Source organism: Burkholderia sp. Ac-20384 (assembly GCF_017104605.1).
Taxonomy (GTDB): Bacteria; Pseudomonadota; Gammaproteobacteria; order Burkholderiales; family Burkholderiaceae; genus Burkholderia; species Burkholderia lata.
Genome location: NZ_JAAGPE010000003.1, coordinates 42,783 through 62,637 on the forward strand (window position 1 = coordinate 42,783; position 19,855 = coordinate 62,637).

Annotated in this window: 16 protein-coding genes; 9 read left to right on the forward strand and 7 right to left on the reverse strand. The window is 66.6% G+C overall.

Annotated features, from left to right (window positions below):
• Window positions 1–70: 70 nt before the first annotated feature.
• The 7 genes from G3O00_RS01200 to G3O00_RS01230 all read left to right on the forward strand — a co-directional run bounded on the left by G3O00_RS01200 (window position 71) and on the right by G3O00_RS01230 (window position 8,728).
• Complete coding sequence (locus G3O00_RS01200; RefSeq protein WP_206141749.1) at window positions 71–1,375, forward strand: gallate dioxygenase; 1,305 nt, start codon at window positions 71–73, stop codon at window positions 1,373–1,375.
• Window positions 1,376–1,538: 163 nt separating this feature from the next.
• Window positions 1,539–2,888 (forward strand): aromatic acid/H+ symport family MFS transporter, encoded by a 1,350-nt coding sequence (locus tag G3O00_RS01205; protein WP_206141782.1) that lies wholly within the window; start codon window positions 1,539–1,541, stop codon window positions 2,886–2,888.
• Window positions 2,889–2,956: 68 nt separating this feature from the next.
• Window positions 2,957–3,982, forward strand: a complete 1,026-nt coding sequence (locus G3O00_RS01210; RefSeq protein WP_206141750.1) for an amidohydrolase family protein — start codon at window positions 2,957–2,959, stop codon at window positions 3,980–3,982.
• A gap of 2 nt (window positions 3,983–3,984) precedes the next feature.
• Window positions 3,985–4,668, forward strand: coding sequence for a 4-carboxy-4-hydroxy-2-oxoadipate aldolase/oxaloacetate decarboxylase (locus G3O00_RS01215; RefSeq protein ID WP_011350255.1), 684 nt, complete (start codon window positions 3,985–3,987; stop codon window positions 4,666–4,668).
• 14 nt (window positions 4,669–4,682) lie between these two features.
• On the forward strand, window positions 4,683–5,390 hold the full coding sequence (locus G3O00_RS01220) for a substrate-binding domain-containing protein (protein WP_206141751.1): 708 nt from the start codon (window positions 4,683–4,685) through the stop codon (window positions 5,388–5,390).
• Window positions 5,391–5,673: 283 nt separating this feature from the next.
• On the forward strand, window positions 5,674–7,437 hold the full coding sequence (locus G3O00_RS01225; protein WP_241024889.1) for a tannase/feruloyl esterase family alpha/beta hydrolase: 1,764 nt from the start codon (window positions 5,674–5,676) through the stop codon (window positions 7,435–7,437).
• A 73-nt stretch (window positions 7,438–7,510) separates the two neighbouring features.
• Window positions 7,511–8,728, forward strand: a complete 1,218-nt coding sequence (locus G3O00_RS01230; protein WP_206141753.1) for a porin — start codon at window positions 7,511–7,513, stop codon at window positions 8,726–8,728.
• 74 nt (window positions 8,729–8,802) lie between these two features.
• Here the strand turns inward: G3O00_RS01230 and G3O00_RS01235 are convergent, their stop codons facing one another.
• Complete coding sequence (locus tag G3O00_RS01235; RefSeq protein ID WP_041492668.1) at window positions 8,803–9,912, reverse strand: polyamine ABC transporter substrate-binding protein; 1,110 nt, start codon at window positions 9,910–9,912, stop codon at window positions 8,803–8,805.
• A gap of 241 nt (window positions 9,913–10,153) precedes the next feature.
• The gene (locus G3O00_RS01240) at window positions 10,154–10,375 is read right to left on the reverse strand and encodes a hypothetical protein (RefSeq protein ID WP_124578798.1); all 222 of its coding nucleotides are present in this window, start codon (window positions 10,373–10,375) and stop codon (window positions 10,154–10,156) included.
• A gap of 485 nt (window positions 10,376–10,860) precedes the next feature.
• On the opposite strand from G3O00_RS01240, the gene G3O00_RS01245 reads away from it, so the two are divergent.
• Window positions 10,861–11,742, forward strand: a complete 882-nt coding sequence (locus G3O00_RS01245) for a hypothetical protein (protein ID WP_206141754.1) — start codon at window positions 10,861–10,863, stop codon at window positions 11,740–11,742.
• Window positions 11,743–12,192: 450 nt separating this feature from the next.
• Here G3O00_RS01245 and G3O00_RS01250 read toward each other — a convergent pair whose 3' ends face one another.
• Window positions 12,193–13,173, reverse strand: coding sequence for a helix-turn-helix domain-containing GNAT family N-acetyltransferase (locus G3O00_RS01250; RefSeq protein WP_174929036.1), 981 nt, complete (start codon window positions 13,171–13,173; stop codon window positions 12,193–12,195).
• Between the two features lie 267 nt (window positions 13,174–13,440).
• Here G3O00_RS01250 and G3O00_RS01255 point away from each other — a divergent pair, with 267 nt between their 5' ends.
• Window positions 13,441–13,815 carry a sugar ABC transporter ATPase gene (locus tag G3O00_RS01255; RefSeq protein WP_206141755.1) on the forward strand — a complete coding sequence of 125 codons (375 nt, stop codon included), beginning with the start codon at window positions 13,441–13,443 and terminating at the stop codon, window positions 13,813–13,815.
• Window positions 13,816–13,855: 40 nt separating this feature from the next.
• Here G3O00_RS01255 and G3O00_RS01260 read toward each other — a convergent pair whose 3' ends face one another.
• From G3O00_RS01260 to G3O00_RS01275, 4 genes are all read right to left on the reverse strand, one after another.
• Complete coding sequence (locus G3O00_RS01260; protein ID WP_206141756.1) at window positions 13,856–16,291, reverse strand: PEP-utilizing enzyme; 2,436 nt, start codon at window positions 16,289–16,291, stop codon at window positions 13,856–13,858.
• Between the two features lie 7 nt (window positions 16,292–16,298).
• Window positions 16,299–16,460 (reverse strand): hypothetical protein, encoded by a 162-nt coding sequence (locus G3O00_RS01265; protein WP_174929038.1) that lies wholly within the window; start codon window positions 16,458–16,460, stop codon window positions 16,299–16,301.
• Window positions 16,461–16,716: 256 nt separating this feature from the next.
• Window positions 16,717–17,901, reverse strand: coding sequence for an acetyl-CoA C-acyltransferase (locus G3O00_RS01270; protein ID WP_206141757.1), 1,185 nt, complete (start codon window positions 17,899–17,901; stop codon window positions 16,717–16,719).
• Between the two features lie 54 nt (window positions 17,902–17,955).
• Window positions 17,956–19,779 (reverse strand): acyl-CoA dehydrogenase, encoded by a 1,824-nt coding sequence (locus tag G3O00_RS01275; protein ID WP_206141758.1) that lies wholly within the window; start codon window positions 19,777–19,779, stop codon window positions 17,956–17,958.
• Window positions 19,780–19,855 lie beyond the last annotated feature (76 nt).

The following is a 19,855-nucleotide window of genomic DNA, read 5'->3' on the forward strand; positions in this document are numbered from 1 at the left end:
ACACCATTCATTCTGTCGCGGACGGCCGGGCTGGCCGGGCCGCAATCGAGCAATACGAAGGAGCATTGGCATGGCACGGATCATCGGGGGCATCGCGGCCTCCCACACGCCCACGATCGGGTTCGCGTTCGACAAGAACAAGCGCGACGACCCCGTGTGGGCACCGATCTTCGAGAACTTCGCGCCGCTGGCCGCGTGGCTCGCCGACCGGCGCCCCGACGTGCTGCTGTTCATCTACAACGACCACGTCACGTCGTTCTTCTTCGATCACTACTCGGCGTTCGCCCTTGGCGTCGGGCCGCAGTGGCATCCGGCCGACGAAGGCGGCGGCGCGCGCGACCTGCCGCCGATCGCCGGGCACCCGGCGTTTGCCGCGCACATCGGCCAGTCGCTGATGGCCGACGAGTTCGACATGTCGTTCTTCCAGAACAAGCCGCTCGATCACGGCTGCTTCTCGCCGCTGTCGGTGCTGTGCCCGCACCAGCCCGACTGGCCGGTGCGACTGGTGCCGCTGCAAATGGGCGTGCTGCAGTTGCCGGTGCCGTCCGCGCGCCGCTTCTACCGGCTCGGCCAGGCGCTGCGCCGCGGGATCGAAAGCTATCCGGAAGATCTGCGCGTCGCGATCGTCGCGACGGGCGGGCTGTCGCACCAGGTGCACGGCGAACGCGCGGGCTTCAATCATCCCGAATGGGACGCCCGCTTTCTCGACCTGCTCGAGCGCGACCCCGAACGTCTCGCCGGCATGCCGCTCGCCGAATACGCGACGCTCGGCGGCTACGAAGGCGCCGAGGTCGTGATGTGGCTCACGATGCGCGGCGCGTTGCCGGCCGGCGTCGTGTGCCGGCATCGCAGCTACTACCTGCCGTCGATGACGGGCATCGCGACGGCCGTCTACGAGCCGGCGGATACCGGCATCGACACGGCGGCGGCCGAACGGCACCGGCAGCGGATCGCGGCCGAGCTCGCCGGTGTCGAGCAGTTGCCGGGCACCTATCCGTTCACGATCGAGAAGGCGGTCGACGCGTACCGGATCAACGACTACCTGCACCGGATGATCGAGCCCGCGCATCGCGCGCTGTTTCTGAGCGACCCCGAGGCGAGCTTCGACGCGGCCGGCCTCAGCGAGCAGGAGCGCGACCTGATCCGCCGGCGCGACTGGCCGGGCCTGCTGCGTTACGGCGTGATCTTCTTCCTGCTGGAGAAGCTCGGCGCGGTGACGGGCGTCTCGAACCTGCACATCTACGCGGCGATGCGCGGCGAATCGCTGGAGGCGTTCCAGCGCACCCGGAACGCGCCCGGCGCGCTGTATTCGGTCGCGGGCAAGAGTGCGGGGCCGCTCGGCTGGGATGGCGCGGAGCAGCCGCGCAACACGTAACACGTGACGGGTGACGGGTGACGGGTGACGGGTGACGGGTGACGGGTGACGAAGGCGCGTGACCATGCGCCTTCGTCTCGCGAATTCGGCACCGTATCAAGCCATATAAATAGGATGACGAATCGAAATGATCGATCGTCGCCAAGGAGACAGGAGAGACATGATGGGAAGCGGAAAGGTAATCGACATCAAGTCGTTCATCGACGACCGGCCGGTGACGCGCTATCAGTGGCTGCTGGTCGTGCTGTGCTGCCTCGTCGTGATCGCCGACGGGATGGACGTCGCGATCATGGGTTTCGTCGCGCCGTCGATCATCCATGACTGGGCGATCTCGCGGCCCGAGTTCGGTCTCGTGATGAGCGCGGCGCCGATCGGCCTGGTGATCGGCGCGCTGGTGGCCGGCCCGAGCGCGGACCGGTTCGGGCGCAAGCGCGTGCTGATCGCGTCGGTGTTCCTGTTCGGCGTGTTCACGATCGTGACGGCCCAGGCGCATACGCCGTTCGAGATGGCGATGCTGCGGCTGCTGACGGGTATCGGCCTCGGCGCGGCGATGCCGAACACGACGACGCTGCTGTCGGAGTACGCGCCGAAGCGGATGCGCGCGCTGATGATCACGGTGATGTTCACGGGCTTCAATCTCGGCTCGGCGCTGATCGGGTTCGTCGCGGGCTGGCTGATACCGCTGCATGGCTGGCGCGCGGTGCTGCTGTTCGGCGGCACGCTGCCGCTGCTGCTGATTCCGCTGCAGCTGTGGCTGCTGCCCGAATCGGCCCGGCTGCTGGCCGTGCGCGGCGCGCCGTCGCAGCGCATCGCCGCGTTGCTGAACCGCGTGTGCGGCGGGCAGTTTGCCGGCAACGAAACATTCGTGTCGAACGAACCGCCGCTGCCGACGCGCAGGCCGATCGGCGTGCTGTTCTCGCAAGGCTACGGGTTCGTCACCGTGTCGCTGTGGATCACGTATTTCATGGGCCTGCTCGTGATCTACCTGCTGACGGGCTGGCTGCCGACGCTGATCAAGGATGCGGGCCTGTCCGTCAGCACGGCCGCGAACGTGACCGCGATGTTCCAGATCGGCGGCACGATCGGCGCGATCGGCGTCGGCTGGCTGATGGACAAGGTGCGGCCGGCGCCGGTGATCGGCGCCGCGTATCTCGGCGGCGGGCTGTGCGTGGCCGTGCTCGCATGGGCCGGTGCGCTGTCGTCGTCGCTCGCGCTGCTGGTGTTCGCGGCCGGCTTTTTCATGAGCGGCGCGCAGACGGGGCTGAACGCGTATGCGCCGGGACGCTACCCGACGGTCGCGCGTGCCACCGGCGTGAGCTGGATGCTCGGGATGGGGCGCTTCGGCAGCATCTTCGGCTCCGCGATCGGCGGTGCGCTGCTGGGGCTCGGCTGGAAGTTCGACGCGATCCTGTCGATGCTCGCGGTGCCGGCCACGCTGGCCGCGATCGCGATCATGACGTCGCAGCGCGCCCCCGCGCCCGAACCGCAGGAACTGGAAAACCCGGCGCACTGAGCGCGCCGCGCCGAACCGGCGCGGCGGCCGGCAGGCGGCGGAACACGTCATCACACGCAGGAGTTGCAATGATCATCGACATTCACGGCCACTACACCACCGCGCCGAAGGCGCTGGAGGCGTGGCGCAATCGCCAGGTCGCGGCGATCAACAGCCCGTCGGAGCGGCCGAAAGTCTCCGAGCTGCACATCGGCGACGACGAGCTGCGCGAATCGATCGAGCTCAACCAGCTCAGGCTGATGCGCGAGCGCGGCCTCGACCTGACGATCTTCAGCCCGCGCGCGAGCTTCATGGCGCATCACATTGGCGATTTCAGCGTGTCGAGCACGTGGGCGGCCGTGTGCAACGAGCTGTGCCACCGCGTGCACCAGCTGTTTCCCGATCACTTCGTGCCGGCCGCGATGCTGCCGCAGAGCCCGGGCGTGGATGTCGCGACCTGCATTCCGGAACTGGTCCGGTGCGTCGATGAATACGGCAACGTCGCGATCAACCTGAATCCCGATCCGTCCGGCGGCCACTGGACGAGCCCGCCGCTGTCGGACCGCTACTGGTACCCGGTCTACGAGAAGATGGTCGAGTACGACATTCCCGCGATGATCCACGTGAGCACGAGCTGCAACGCGTGCTTCCACACGACGGGCGCGCACTACCTGAACGCCGATACGACCGCCTTCATGCAGTGCCTGACTTCCGACCTGTTCCGCGATTTCCCGACGCTGCGCTTCGTGATCCCGCACGGCGGCGGCGCGGTGCCGTATCACTGGGGACGGTTTCGCGGGCTCGCACAGGAGCTGAAGAAGCCGCTGCTGAAGGATCACCTGCTGAACAACGTGTTCTTCGACACGTGCGTGTATCACCAGCCCGGCATCGACCTGCTGACCGGCGTGATCCCGGTCGACAACATCCTGTTCGCGAGCGAGATGATCGGCGCGGTGCGCGGGATCGATCCCGACACGGGCCACTACTACGACGACACGAAGCGCTACATCGACGCGTCGTCGCTCGATGCGCATGCGCGGCACAAGATCTACGAAGGCAATGCCCGGCGCGTCTATCCGCGTCTGGATGCACAACTGAAAGCGAAGGGGCAGTGATCATGAACGAACTCGGCGTGGTTTACCGCACGATCCACCGCGCAGACGCAGACGTCGCCGCGCGGCTTGGTGCGCTCGGCTCGGCGACGGTGCACGAGGCGATGGGCCGCACCGGCCTGATGAAACCGTACATGCGGCCGATTTACCCGCGCGCGCTGGCGTCCGGCACGGCCGTCACCGTGCTGCTGCATCCGGGCGACAACTGGATGATGCATGTCGCGGCCGAGCAGATCCGGCCGGGCGACGTGGTCGTCGCGGCGATCACTGCCGACTGCACCGACGGCTATTTCGGCGACCTGCTCGCAACGAGCTTCAAGGCGCGCGGCGCGCAGGCGCTGATCATCGACGCGGGCGTGCGCGACGTCGCGGTGCTCGAGGCGATGCAGTTCCCGGTGTGGAGCAAGGCGATCTCTGCGAAAGGCACGATCAAGGCGACGCTCGGCTCGGTGAACGTGCCGGTCGTGTGTGCCGGTGCGCTCGTCCATCCCGGCGACGTGATCGTCGCGGACGACGACGGGGTGGTGGCGGTGCCTGCCGCGCGAGCCGCCGACGTGCTCGACAAGGCGATCGCGCGCGAGACGAACGAAGCCGCGAAGCGCGCGAAGCTCGCGTCGGGTGTGCTGGGCCTCGACATGTACGACATGCGCGAGCCGCTGCGCCAGGCCGGCCTGCGCTATATCGACTGATGGGGGCGGCGGAGATGACGCGGACTGCATGCGCGACGACAACGGTCGCCGGCATTTCGTCGATGGCGACGCGGCCGGTGCTGGCGCGACTGGCTGCCGCCCACGCGGACGAAACGGGGTGCCGCGTGTCGATCACGTCCGTCGGCGGTGTCGACGCGGCGCGGCGCGTGCGGGCCGGCGAGCCGTTCGATTTCGTCGTGCTCGCAGCCGACGCGATCGAGCGGCTTGCGGCCGATGGCCATGTCGACGCGAGCAGCCGGGTGGATGTCGCGCGTTCCGGCATCGCCGTTGCGGTGGCGGCAGGCGCGGCGCGGCCGGAGATCGGCACCGAAGCGGAGGTGCGCGACACGATCCTGCGCGCGGGCCGGATCGGCTATTCGACGGGGCCGAGCGGCGCGCACCTGAATCGCCTGTTCGTACGCTGGGGCATCGCGGACGCGATTGCGCCGCGCATCGTCCAGGCGCCGCCCGGCGTGCCGGTCGGCGAGCTGATCGCGGCGGGCGATGTCGATCTCGGCTTCCAGCAGTGGAGCGAGCTGATGCATGTGCCGGGCATCAACGTCGTCGGCGTATTGCCGGAGGCCATTCAGGCCGTCACGGTGTTTTCCGCCGCGGTGTGCCGTACGGCACACGATCGCGCGGCTGCCGCACGGTTTCTTGCTTACCTGGCATCGCCGCAGGCCGATCGCATCAAGCGCGAACACGGGATGGAGCCGGCGTAGGGCCGAACGGCGCCGGGGCGGCAGTGGCGCGCCGGAATCGATAAACGGATCAGATGGGAATCCGTCGTCTTCGCAACGCGTGTACGCAGTGAGCTTAGTTATTCTGATGAAGAAGGCAGTCGCATGAAGGTTCGATTCACTCGAGGTATCGCAGACGTTTCGTGAAGTCGCCGCATCGCCACCTGACGACGATGCGGCAAGCCAACCAGAACGACAGGAGACAGGAATGGAGACGAACTGCAGGGCAGGGTGGAGCGTGCGCGCGTGGCGTCGCGCGGCAGGCATGCGGCGCGATGCGCTGATCCGGATGCTGGCGATCGGCATGATGGCGTTGTGCGCGATGTTGGCCGGCTGGTCGAGCGCGGCGAGCGCTGCCAGTGCCGCGAGCGCGGCCGGCAGCCTCGCGAATCTTCCGGCGGTGATGCCCGCGATGTCGTGCCCGGCCGTCGCGGCGCTCGACCTGAGCGGCGTGACCGACGGCACCGTCACGATCACGTCGGCGGTGCTGCTGCCGGCCGGCACGGTCGTCGGCAACAACCCGCTGCCGGCACCCGTGTGCGACGTGAAAGGCACGATCGGGCCGGGCGCGTCGCTGTTCGAGCTGCAACTGCCGACGCAGAGCTGGACACAACGCTATCTGCAGACGGGCTGCGGCGGACTGTGCGGCAACCTGTCGGTCAATGCGCCGATGGCGTCGACCTGCGTGCCGGTGACCAACGGGACGATCGCGATGGCCGCGACCGACATGGGCCACGAAGGCGGTAACGACGGCGCATGGGCGCTCGACCCGAAGGCGAAGCTCGACTTCGCGTATCGCGCCGAGCACGCCACCGCGCAGGTGGCCAAGGCGATCATCGGCAAGTTCTACGCGCGGCCCGTACGCTATGCGTACTTCGACGGCTGCTCGGACGGTGGCCGCGAAGCGCTGATGGAAGCGCAGCGCTTTCCCGACGATTTCGACGGCATCGCGGCCGGTGCGCCCGCGAACGACCTGATCGTGCAGAACACGCTCCATCACGCATGGCCGGCCGCGGTCAACACGGACTCGAAGACGGGCAATGCGATCCTGCTTGCCGGCAAGCTGCCGATGCTGCATGCGGCGGTGCTCAAGGCGTGCGACGGGCTCGATGGCGTGGTCGACGGCGTGATCGACAACCCACGCGCGTGCCGGTTCGATCCCGCGACGCTGGTGTGCGCGGCCGGTCAATCGACCGCGACGTGCCTGACGCCGCAGGAAGCCGACGTCGTGCGCCACATCCACGACGGTGCGACCACGGCGAACGGCACGCGTCTCGAACCGCTCGTGTCGCGCGAATGGGGCTCGGAGCTGAACTGGAGCCTGTTCGTGCCGGCAACCGCCACCGCGCCGAGCGGCACGATCAGCTTCGTGCTGCCGTTCCTGCGCTATCTCGACTACTACAACGCGTCGTACCCGTCCGCGACGATCGGCGACCTGAAGTTCACGCTTGACGCATTCGCGAAGACGGTGCCGGTGTCGAACTACCTGGCCGCGACCGATCCGGATCTCGGCCACTTCGCCGGCCGCGGCGGCAAGCTGCTGCTGTGGCATGGGCTCGAGGATCAGCACATCTCGCCGCGTTCGAGCATCGCGTATTACGAAGCGATGAAGAAGACCATGGGCGACGCGCAGGTCGATCGCTTCGCACGCTTCTATCTGTTCCCGGGTGTTGCGCACTGCGGCGGCGGGCAGGGGCCGGACGTGTTCGACGTCCTCACGCCGCTGATGGCGTGGACCGAGACGGGCGCGACACCCGGCAAGATCGTCGCGTCGATCGTCGATGCGAACGGCAACACGACGCGCACGCGTCCGGTGTTTCCGTATCCGGCCACCGCGCGCTACACGGGCAGCGGCAGCACCGACGACGCGGCGAACTTCGTCGCCGATACGCCGAAGGCCGACCCGACCGTCGACCTGCACTGGGCCGGCGAATGGCTGTACTCGCCGGGCTACGAGGCGCAGTGCCGGGTCAGTGGTTCGCAGCTCGTCTGCACGGGCGGCAACGGCTGGCGTGCGTACCGTCCGTAACGCCCGCGAGCAGGGTGCTCGCAACCATCAAGACAATTCATTCACTCGAGAAGACAAGGAAGGAGACGGATACATGAAGCAACAGGCATTGCGGATGGCGCTGACGTCCGGCGTCGCGCTGGCCGCTGTCGCGCCGGCGTTTGCGCAGAGCAGCGTCACGCTGTACGGGATCGTCGACAACGGCATCGGCTACCAGAGCAACGCGACGACGGTCGGCTCGACGAGCGGCGGGAAGTCGGTCGTCAGGATGAACCAGGGCGTGTGGGCCGGCAGCCGCTTCGGGCTGAAGGGCAGCGAGGATCTCGGCGGCGGCACGAAGGCGATCTTCACGCTCGAATCGGGCTTCAATTCGGCGACGGGAGCCGCGCAGTACACCGACGCGATCTTCGGGCGCCAGGCGTGGGTCGGGCTGACCAACGCCACGTACGGCACGCTGACCGCCGGCCGGCAATATGCGTCGTATTACCAGACGATGTCGCCGTTCAGCCCGACCACGTGGATCACCGGCTACTACGGCGCGCACCCGGGCGACGTCGACGGGCTCGACACGATCTACCGCGCGAACAACACGATCGAGTACACGTCGCCGAAATGGTACGGCGTGACGCTGAGCGGTTCCTACTCGCTCGGCGGCGTGGCCGGCAGCACGAACGCGGGCTCGACGTGGGCAACCGGCATCCAGTACGCGGCCGGCCCGTTCGGCGCCGGCGTCGCGTTCGAGCGCGTGAACAACGCGAACACGGCTGGCGGCGCGTGGGGCGCGAACTCGACGACGTCGAACGGCGGTTCGCAGATCGGCGTGTCGGCGGTCACGAACGGCTACCAGACCGCGAAGGCGCAGCAGCGGTTCGCGGTGGGCCTCAGCTACCGGTTCAGCGATGCGTGGGACGCGACGGCGACGTACACCAACACCGAGTACATCCCGGGCGCGGCGTCGAAGTTCTTCAATACCGCGATCTTCAACACGGCCGGCGCGGTGCTGCACTGGAAGCCGTCGGCGGTCTGGGATTTCGGCGCCGGCTATGCGTACACGCGTGCGACGGAATCGAACGGCATCACCGACAGCGCGCAGTATCACCAGTTCAACCTGTCGCAGTACTACTCGCTGTCGAAGCGCACGGGGCTGTACCTGCTCGAAGCGTACCAGCACGCGAAGGGCAAGACGCTCGGCACGAGCGGCGCGGGCAGCATCGTCGACGCGACCGCGACGCTGGGCGACGGGTTCAACACGGCGCCGTCGTCGACCGGCAACCAGTTCGGATTCGGCGCGGGGATCATCCACCGGTTCTGATGCGGGCATGACCGCACGCGCGGCCAGCCTCGACGGCTGGCGGCGCGGCGTCGCGTCCCTTCATGCGATGGCGCTCAGCGCCCCGTTTTCAACTGCGCCCACAGCCGGTTCTGCAGCCGGCGAATCTCGGGCGGCATCGGCTTGAGCAGCGTCATCTTGCTCAGTACCTCGTCGGCCGGATACACCGACGGATCGCGAGAGATCGCGGGCTTCACGTACTGGCGCGCGGCCTTGTTCGCGGTCGGATAGAACACCGCGTTGGTGATCCCGGCATTGACCTTCGGATCCTGCACGTAGTTGATCCACTTCAGCGCGGCGTCGCGGTTCGGCGCGTCCTTCGGGATCACCATCATGTCGAACCACAGCAGCCCGCCTTCCTTCGGGTTCGCGAAGCGGATCTCGTACGGGCGCTTCGCTTCGGCGGTACGACGGTGCGCGATGCCGACGTCGCCCGAATAGCCGAACGCCACGCACAGATCGTTGTTCGCGAGATCGTTGATGTAGCCCGACGAGTTGAACTGCGTGATGTACGGGCGCACCTTCTTCAGCACCTCGTACGCCGCACGATAGTCGGCCGGGTTCGTGCTGTTCGGATCCTTGCCCATGTACTGCAGTGTGGCCGCGAACACGTCGACGGCCTGGTCGAGGAACGACACGCCGCAGCTTTTCAGCTTGGCCATGTTGGCCGGATCGAACACCAGCGCCCAGCTGTCGACCGGCGCCTTGTCGCCGAGCACCTTCTTCACGGCCTGCACGTTGTAGCCGATGCCGTCCGTGCCGTAGGCCCACGGCACGCCGTACTGGTTGCCCGGATCGGCATCGGCGACCATCTTCATCAGCAGCGGATCGAGGTTCGACAGGTTTGGCAGCTTCGACTTGTCGAGCGGCTGGTAGACGCTCGCCTGGATCTGCTTGGCCATGTAGTTCGACGTCGGCACGACGATGTCGTAGCCGGAATTCCCCGACATCAGTTTCGCCTGCAGCGTGTCGTCGCTGTCGTAGTTGTCGTAGCGGACGTGGAGGCCCGTCTGCTTCTGGAAGGTCGGGATCGTGTCCGGCGCGATGTAGTCGGACCAGTTGTAGATGTTCAGTTCGCCGGCCGCGTGGGCGGTCGTGCCGGCGGCCGCGGCGGCCGACAGGATGGCGGCGGTTGCCATGGCGCGGCGAAGCGTGCGGATTCGCATGACGTAGTCTTCCATTTCAGTGCGCGTGTCGATCCGCGAGGGGCGGATCGTTGCGCGACGGTTCATCGGATGAAGCGGGCGTGCGCGGCCGCCGCTCGCGGTGAGCGAGCGTGGTGCACGGCGATCAGGAGTCCGTTCGCTCGCGAGCCGGCCCGCGCGCAAGCGAAGCGCGAGCCGATCCCGTCACCGGTCGGATGACGCGGCGAGCAGATCGAACGGAGTCAGGGAAAGGGGCGGGGCGCTAAGGCAGCAGCGATGCCACGTCGTCGGTATGGATCGCGACGTAGGCACGCGCGGCGACGGCGTTGTGACGGCGAACGGAGCGGCGGGACAGGATGGTGTAGATCGACAGAGGCAGGCGAGGGCTTTGCCAGCCGTCACTGTCGTCGGAGGACGCGATCGTCGCGCGCAGGTTGCGCGCATCGCCTCGTCTCCACCGCACCAGCGGGCCACGAAATCTCACGATTACTCTCGACCGGGTTGTTGAAAGTATTGAACACCTGGCGATTCGCCAGCGACTGTCGCTTCAGGTTTCGGTCATCGCATTTGCCGCGCGGCGGCATCGGCTTCGTGACGCGAATTGAAAGCTTGGCGGACACCTGAATCGCCTGAAAATGACGCTTCCATGAATCATCAGGTAAATCACTGTAAGGATGTCTCAGGATTTTCCCTAATCATTCGAGCTCCGTGGAACGCGCGTGGCGCGATGGCGATGCCGGTCGAACCGCGCTCGCGAAGGGGGCTTTGCCGGTCTGGATACGCTCGAGGTGATGAGAATATTCGACGGCTTGCGGCACGGATTACCCCGGACGATGGCGGGAAAGGCAGCCGAAGGACCCTGATGACAAGGTTTGTAAAGTCGGACAGAATGCGTCGGCCTGTCGTGCGTTGGTGAAAGTCGTTCCGAAAAAGACAACCATCCGATCATCCCGACTGGGGGCCCGCGATATGTCCCATCCCGTGTTTCTGGAGAGCCCGCCGTGGCCGCGCATGCCTGAAGGCCGCAAAGGCGAATTGCACGCCTATTTCGCGGCGGGCGGCCCGTCGCTCGAAGCGAACGCGTTCGTGCCGCTGTTCTGGCGGGTGCTGTTCGGACCCGACGACGTGCGCTTCGCCTATCGCATCGACGATTTCGATCCGGAAGACCAGGCCGACGAACTCGACGAATATCTGGAAGGTGCGACGCCCGAGGAGCGCGACGCGCGCTATCCGTATCTGGTCACGACGAAGGCGAGCGCGCTGGCACGTGCGGCCGCACGCCGGGACAACCTCGTCGATTTGCTCGGTGAGCGCTACCGTTCGATCTACGACGCATTCGTCGACTACGTCGCGATCGCGTTCGGGGAATTCGTGCTGGTTCGCACGAGCGGATTGCCGGACGTGAGCGAAACCACGGACGCGTTCGCGACCGAACTCGCGCAGGTTGCGTTGCTGGAGCGACAGAAGCATGTCGATGCAGGCCTGGCCCGCGAGATCCAGGAACTGCGGCGCGCGCCAGATGCCGACGCCGTATGGCGGGTGACGGGATCGGGCGACGCGCACGCCGACGTCCACCCGTGGCCGAGCCATGCGCTGGCCGATGCGTTTCCTGCGTGCGCGCCGCGCGCAAGGCCGGTGGCGCCGATCCCGCACGATGCGGCGGACAAGCCGCGCTATCGGCCGAGAAACCGGCTGGATAACGTGCTTGAATGGGGCGCGGCCTGCGTGTTTGCGGCCGCGTTCATCGGAACGTGGATCACGACGAAGTCGATCTGGCTCGCGATCGTGGTGACCGCCGTCGTGACCGCGATGCTCGTGTGGGGCATCGTGCGCGTGCAGCGTGTCAAGTGATGCGTCTGCCGCGCGTCGCGTTATGCGTTCGCCTTTTACATCGAGCGCGACGCGTTCATCCTGTTCCGACGACGTCGTCTGCCGCAAATCCCGATGAAATCCTGGAATGACGTCCTAATTGCAGCCGATCCGCCCGTACGATTTCAATGAGTACATTTTCATTTTTAAGCATATGTGTCGCCATCACCTTTGTCGTCGGGTGGTCGATCGTTTTTCTGACAAGAATATTCAGGAAGAAGCAAATCACCTGGGGTGACGTCAAGACGTGGAGCAAGAATGTATTTGATTCGCTCTTCGGGATGGGGTAGCGCGACAAGCGTGTGGGCGGGTTGCCATACACGTTTCGCAGCGCCCATTGAAAATCGTGGGCCGATTGCAGGCAGCGCGAGACGGTCGTGTCGACAGACCATCAGGGCACGCGCGGCGAAAACGGCGACGTCCCGTCGACCCTCAACCGCCCGACGGCCCCGGCCGGCTGAAGCGCTGCTCGACCACCTCGGTTCCCCAATGCGTGCCCGCGGATTCGTCGGTCAGCGCGAAGCCGAACGACTCGTACAGATGGCGTGCCGAGTCGAGCCCCTTGAACGTCCACAGGTAGGTTTCGCGAAACCGCTGCGCATCGACGAAGCGCATGGCTTCCGTCATGAGCCGGCGGCCGATGCCCGACCCGCGCAGCGCATCGTTCACGATGAACCAGCGCAGGTGTGCGACGCCCGTTGCCGGGTCGCCGTCGATCGCGAGCGACGCGAGCGTCCGCCCGTCTTCCTGGCATAGCCAAAGCGCCTTGCCGTCGGCCGGCAGCGCACCGGCGAACTCGGCCAGCTCGGTCGCCACCCGCTTTTCGAAAAAGGCGCCGAAGCCCCAGTGTTCCGAATAAAAACGCGCGTGAAGGCCCGCGATATCGCCGATACAGCCCGGTTGGTAGCCTTCGCGAATCGATGGCGCATCGAGTGCCGCAACAGGCGCCTTGGCGGCGTTGTCCTGCGCGAGCGCATCGGCATACAGCGCGAGCGAGCGCAGCAGTGCCTGCTGGTCGGCGGGCACCATGCGGCGCAGCGCATTCGACACCTGATCCGTCGCGAACGTGTCGATTCGCTTCTGGAGCTTTTTTCCGTCGGCGGTCAGGTACAGCTCGATCGCGCGCGCATCGTCGCTCGACACGCGCCGCTCCACGACCCCGGCCGCTTCGAGCCGGGCGAGTTGCCGGCTCGTGTTCGACTTGTCCAGCCGCAGGATGTTGCCCAGATCGCGGGCGTTGATGCCGGGCGCCATCCCGATCTCGAGAATCGCGTGAACGGCCGAAGGCGCCCAGTCGCTGTCGGCCAGCGTCGCGCGCATGAAGCCGAGCTCGCGAACCAGTTTGCGGGAGAAGTCGCGCAGCTCGAGGATGGTGGCTTCGCGAGGCTTGGCGGGAGCGTCGATGAGGTCCATGGTTGGCCCGAAAAGGTTGCGGATCGCAATCAATAATAGTTGCGGGTCGCAACTTGATCAAGGTGGATTTTCAGGGGGACGGGTTGTGCCGGGCGCGGCGTTTCCGGCGCCGGGAGTCGGCGTGAAGCGACGCGGCGGCGAGTGGTACTGGCGCGGATGGCGGAGTGCCGCGAACCGGTCGCATACTGGGTGTATCCGGACGGCCTGCGATGCGAACGTGGGCGTCGGCCGGTCATCGATCCGCGGCCGCGGACTATGGAGCTCACCATGAACCATCTGAAGCCGATCACGATTGCATTGCTTGCCGGATGCGGCATCAGCGCCGGCGCGGCCTACGCTGCCGGCAGCATGGATGCGCCGCCTTGCAGCGCGGCGCATGCGGCGGATCAGGGCGGGATCGCCGCGGTGCCGGGCACGTCGGTCCGCAGCTTTTCGACCGCCGGTTGTTCGGGCGCGGTGCTGCAGGGCGAACGGGCCACCGCGACGGTCAACGGCGACCGCGTCGAACTGCGGGACGGCACCGTCTATGTGAACGGCCGTTCGTACGGCGCCGTCACGCCCGCGCAAACGGTCGAATACGAAGCCGCGCACGAGCGGCGCACGTTGAAAGTCGACGGAGTCGTCCGCACGCCGGTACGCTGAGTAGCAGCCCAGGCCCAGGCGCGCGGCAACCGCGCCGTGCTCATTCGACCAGCGTCAGCCGGCCGTCGCTGAGCAGCACCTCGCGCCCGATCCACGCGGCATCGACGCGCGGCAGCACGGCCGACGGCTTGCGCAGCTCGCGCAGCAGCGTCGCGCCGTGGGACAGCCGGCCGCCCATGCGCGCAATCACGGCGCGCGCGGCCTGGTACTGCGCGTGCCGGCCCGGATCGAGCGTGTCTTCCAGCAGGATGTCGTGGCCGAGCACACCTTGCGTGTGGCCCGGATAGATCATGAAGCCGGCTGCCTCGTCGGTGCCTTCGCTGCCGTCCTGCCAGAAGCTGCCGTTGCGTTCGCGGCGATCGGGATGGGGCGCGAACCACGCGTCGCGGTCGGCAGCCGGCATCGCGTGATGCAGGCGGAAGAACACGCGCATCAGGTTGTCGCGATACCACTCGCGTACCTGCAGATACCAGCCGCGCATGCCGGGCGCGCCGAGCGTGTGGAGCATGCGGACCGGCAGCGGCCAGTCGGGAAACGCCTGCAGCGGCAGGTCGGTGGGCGCGGGCCGTGCGGTGCCCGGATCGGTTTCCCACGGCAGCCGGTGCGGGCTGTGGTCGAGCTGGCCGTATGCGGTCGGTGGCCGGCCCCACAGTGCGCCGCCGCTGCTGGCCAGCGATGACGCGATGCACAGGTTGCCCTGCACGACGAACACGTAGAAGCGCGTGAACCAGTCGGCCAGTTGCTGGCCGTCGGCGCGTTGCGCGACGAGCGTCGCGAGTTCCTGGTCGAAGCGCTGCAAGCCGCGCTCGAGTGTCGGCAGATGTCCGCGCGCGACGCGCAGCATGCGCCAGAACACCGGCAGCGAACGCAGCAGCCGCAGCGGGCGCCAGCGCAGCGGCGGCGTTGCGCCGCCGATCTCGCCGCTGTAGTTGCCGGCCGACACGCCCCAGTCGGCGAGACGGGCGAGGAACAGGTCGTTGTTGATGTACGACGCACCGCCATAGAGCGCGGTGAATGGTTCGTTGTCCTGCAGTACGCGTGCATCCCAGCGCGCCATGATGGCGGGGATGCTGCCGGCCGCGCGTCGTTGCGCATACTCGACCAGCCGGCTCGGCTGCGGCGGCAGGATCTCGGCAATGTTGGCGGCGGTCAGGTGTCGATGCCAGCCGTAGCTGCTGATCGGACGGTACTGCAGCAGCCACAGCTGCTGGCCGTCCCACGCCCATTCGACGTCGCCCGGCACGTAGTGGAACGCGCGCAGCACGCGCTGCAGGAAGGCCCACAGCTGCGTCGCGCTCAGGCCGTGCGCGGCCGGGAACGTGCCGCGCTGCCAGGGCTCGCCGAGCCGCGACAGGATCGCGCGTTGCGGGCTGGCCTGTCCGTCGGCGAGCGTTTCGAGGTGGCCTTCCACCCACTCGACCTCAACCGCGAGATGCCGCACGAAGGCAATGCCGGACAGCACCGGCGTGATGAAGCGCTGCACGACCGTTTCCTCGAGGCCGCCATCGAGCAGCTCGGCCACGCGGGCGGCCGCCTGCGCTGCCGGGACGCGCAGGAACGTCGTGTGCAGGCCGGCGTTGGCCGCATCGGCCTGGTCTTCACCGTGGCTCGACGAGCGGATCGCCCACTCGGCATCGGGCTGGCTCGCGAGAAAGCCGGGCAGGCGCGGATCGTCCGCGCGAGTCAGCGACAGCGCGGGCGGCACGGGCAGGCCGGCCATCGTGGCCAGCGCGAGGCGCCCGCCCTTGGTGTGCGCGACGAAGCCGGCATCGCCTGCTTCGAGCCATTGCACGAATGCCGCCGGTGCGTCGATCCACGGGTAGTGTCCCCAGCCGGCCTGCAGCGTGACCGTGAGGTCGGCGCGCGCGAGGATGGCCGACCATGCGGCGGCCTGGCGCATGCCGAGCACGTTGTCCTGGTCGCCCCACACGAGTTCGATGCGATCGGCGACCCACTCGAGCAGCGGCAGCGCGGTATCGGCGCGCACGAGATCCCAGTGCGGCAGGAACGCGCGGCAGCGCGCATAGCCGGCGCCCATGCGGCTGTATTGCGCATGTGTCCAGGTGAGGTTCGAGAACTTGCGGGCGAACAGTGTCGGGCAGTGCGCGAGCAGCCAGTGGATCGTCTTGCGCAGCGGTTTCGGCGCCATCAGTTTCGGCAGGCGCCGTTCCCACAGGAACGCGCCGACGGGCGCGAGCAGCACGCTGCGGCTGAAGTGGCCGGGGCGTCGCTGCAATGCGTGCAGCACCAGCAGCGCATTCACGCCGACCGCCATGATCGCGTGGCCCGGCTCGGTCGCGTCCAGCAGCGCTTGCGCATACGCGGCGAGATCTTCGCAGGGCGGTGCGGGGTTGTCGCCGAAGCCCGGCAGTTCCAGCGGCACGGGCCGGTAATGCCGGAAGTGGGGCAGTGCATCGTCCCACCAGTCGGCCGCGCTGCCGTTGCCGGCGAGGAGGTACAGGATCGGTTTGCTCATGGAAGCGTCATCGGCGGGCGATCGTCGCGATGGCGCGCGCGGTCGAGGCGGCGCGGCGCCGTTTGCGGATGCCACGGGTCTTGTTCGTGTTGTCTTGTTCGCGTTGCGCCGGTGCGAGTGGAATGGCGAAGCGGCCCCGCTCGGCATGATGCTTGATTGTCGCGGGCATTTTACGCGAGTCGGTTCCATGCGATCTTCATTCCGCGTGGCGGATTGTCAGATGCGTGATCGATGCGCATGCCCGGGGGGCGATTGAAAGAGATGCGTTGCGGCCGGATGGGGATCCGGATTGAAATGCGCACTTCTGCGGGATGAGTGACAAGCGAGAGCGTGCCGGCTGGCAGTTCGACAGACGCTCGCTTGATCGATAAAGCAAGATGAGGCGGTATCGGGCGTATGGCACCGCCGCCTCGTGGCGCGACGTGTCAGGCGACTTCAAACAGACCGGCTGCACCCATTCCACCCCCCACGCACATGGAGACGACCACGTAGCGCACACCACGTCGCTTGCCTTCGATCAGCGCATGGCCGACCAGGCGCGCGCCCGTCATCCCGTACGGATGGCCGATCGAAATGGCGCCACCGTTGACGTTGTACCGGGCCGGATCGATGCCGAGCTTGTCGCGACAGTACAGTACCTGGCAGGCAAATGCCTCGTTCAGCTCCCACAACCCGATATCGTCGATCGTCAGTCCGTGAAGTTTCAGCAGCTTCGGAATCGCGTAGAGGGGGCCGATGCCCATCTCTTCGGGCGCGTTGCCGACGACGGTCATGCCACGATAGATGCCGAGCGGTGCCACGCCGAGCTGCTGCGCGGTTTTCGCGTTCATCAGCACGCAGGCGCTGGCGCCGTCCGAAAGCTGGCTGGCATTGCCGGCCGTCACGACGCCGCCGTCGACCACCGGTGCGAGGGCGCCGAGCGATTCAAGCGTCGTGCCGGGACGGTTCCCTTCATCCTGGGCGAGCGTGACTTCCTTCAGCGACGTCTGGCCGGTGGCTTTGTCGACAACCAGCATCTGCGTGGTGATCGGGACGATCTCGTCCGAAAAGCGGCCTTCCGCTTGCGCGGCGGCAGTACGAAGCTGCGAATCGAGCGCGTACTGATCCTGTACTTCCCGTGAGATCCCGTACTTGCGGGAAACGAACTCGGCGGTCTCGAGCATCGACATGTAAGCCGTGGGCTGCGCGGCCAGCACATTGGGATCCTGCTCGGCACGCATCCATTCGAAGTAGCGGTTCTGTACGGCAGAGATGTTTTCCTGGCCGCCCGCGACGACCACCGCCATCCCGTCAACCATGATCTGCTTGGCGGCAGTCGCGATTGCCATCAGGCCGGATGCGCACTGACGGTCGAGCGTTTGCGCGCCGACTGAATGGGGCAAGCCGGCCGCCAGGACGCCGTTGCGGGCGATGTTGAGGCTGGCCGTTCCGGCGTTGAGCACCGATCCGATCACGGCATCTTCGATACGGTCGGGCTCGACGCCCGCGCGCAGGACAGCATGCCGGATGGCATGGCCGAGGAGGGTGGGCGAGTGCGTCGCGTTGAATGCGCCGCGATACGCCTTGCCGATCGGCGTGCGCGCGGTGGAAACGATAACGGCATCAGTCATTTGATTTCCTTGTGAATGGAATGGCGAAAATGAAATGGAATCGCGATGTGTCGCTCAGAACCACTGCTCCTGCATCTTCAGCGGCGTTGTCTCGACCGGATTGAGGACGGCCAGCCATCCGGCCACTTTCGGCATTTCCCATCCGAAGAAATAGTCGCAGGCGGCGAGCTTGCCGCGATGGAAGTCGCTGCCGGTCGGGCCGTTCTCGAGCGTGTGCGCGACGATGGCCTGATCGAGCCAAAGCCAACCGACGACGACATGGCCAAACGCTTCAAGATAGGCGGCCGCATTCGCCAGCTGGAGCTCGGGGTCGTCGAGCCGGTGCAACTTGTCGGTGACGATGCGGATGCGCTCCCACGCGCAATCGAGCGTGCTGGCATGGCGCTGGAGCGAATCGTTCGACCGCGCGCGGGAGACCGTGCCGGAGATTTTCCTGTCGAGGAGCGTCATGGCCGCACTGCCGTTCGCACGCGTCTTCCGGCCAAGCAGGTCGAGCGCCTGGATGCCGAACGTGCCTTCGTGTATCGGATTGAGCCGGTTGTCACGGTAGAACTGCTCGACGTTGTACTCGCGCGTGTACCCGTAGCCGCCATGAACCTGAATGGCGAGATCGTTGGCGACGAGACCCCATTGAGACGACCAGCTCTTGACGACCGGCGTGAGCAGGTCGAGCAGGCACTGGGCCTCCGCTCGGGTGTGGGTGCCTTCAAGCGAATGAACATCGTCGCTGAGACGCGCCGCATACAGGCACAACGCGAGCGCGCCGGAGACATACGCCTTCTGCGCCAGCAGCATGCGCCGGACATCGGCGTGACGAATGATGGGCGCCTGGGGAGCGGCTGTCGAACGTTCGCCGCGTGTCCGTCCCTGCAGGCGCGTTTTTGCGTAATCCAGCGCGTGCAGGTAGCCCGTATAGCCGATCGCGGCAGCGCCGAGGCCGACCGAGATTCGCGCCTCGTTCATCATGTGGAACATGTAGGCGAGCCCCTTGCCGGGCTCGCCGACGATTTCGCCGATCGCGCCCGCCTCGCCGTCCGGGCGGAAGCGCCCCTCACCGAAATTCAGCAGGCAATTGACTGTGCCGCGGTAACCCATCTTGTGATTGATGCCGGCCAGGACGACATCGTTGCGCTCACCCGGCAGTCCGTTGGCGTCGATCAGCTTGCGCGGAACCGTGAAGAGCGAAATGCCCTGAATGCCCGGAGGAAGCTGGCCGTTCTCGTCCGGAATCTTCGCCAGCACCAGGTGCACGATGTTCTCGGCGATCTCGTGATCGCCGCCGGAGATCCACATCTTGTTGCCGAACAGCCGGTAGCGGCCGTCCGCACCCGGGACCGCGCGCGTGCGGATATCGGCAAGGCTCGACCCGGCTTGCGGCTCCGACAGGCACATCGTGCCGAAGCACCGCCCTTCCGACATGGCCTTGACGTAGTGCTCCACCCGGGCCCGTTCCCCGTGAGCCATCAGCAGGTTCGCATTGGCGATAGTGAGAAACGGGTAACCTGCGGTTCCCGGATTGGCCGCGAGCAAATACGCCATGCCGGCCCGCTCCACGGTGCTCGGCAAGCTCATGCCGTCCCACTCGGCAGGGAACGCGGCGCTGACCAGGCCGGCATCTGCAAATGCGCGCAATGCGACACCCACCTCGGGGTTGATGGTGACGCGTTCACCATCAAATACGGGTTCGTTGCTGTCGTTCTTCTTGTTGTGAGGGTTGAAGAGATCCGTGGCGAGCGATTCGTAGACATCCAGCACCGAGGTGTAGTCGAATCGATCCTGCCCGGCGAACCGTTGGCGGCTGGCAAGGGATTCGACCTGCAGCCAGTCGAAAAGGATGAACTCCACGTCGCGACGGGAGAGGGTGAGTTCGCTAGTCATGGAATCGAATGGATGAGTATGCCGCGACCTTCACGGATGTCGCGAAGCGTGGTTTAAATTGAGGAATCCATATGAA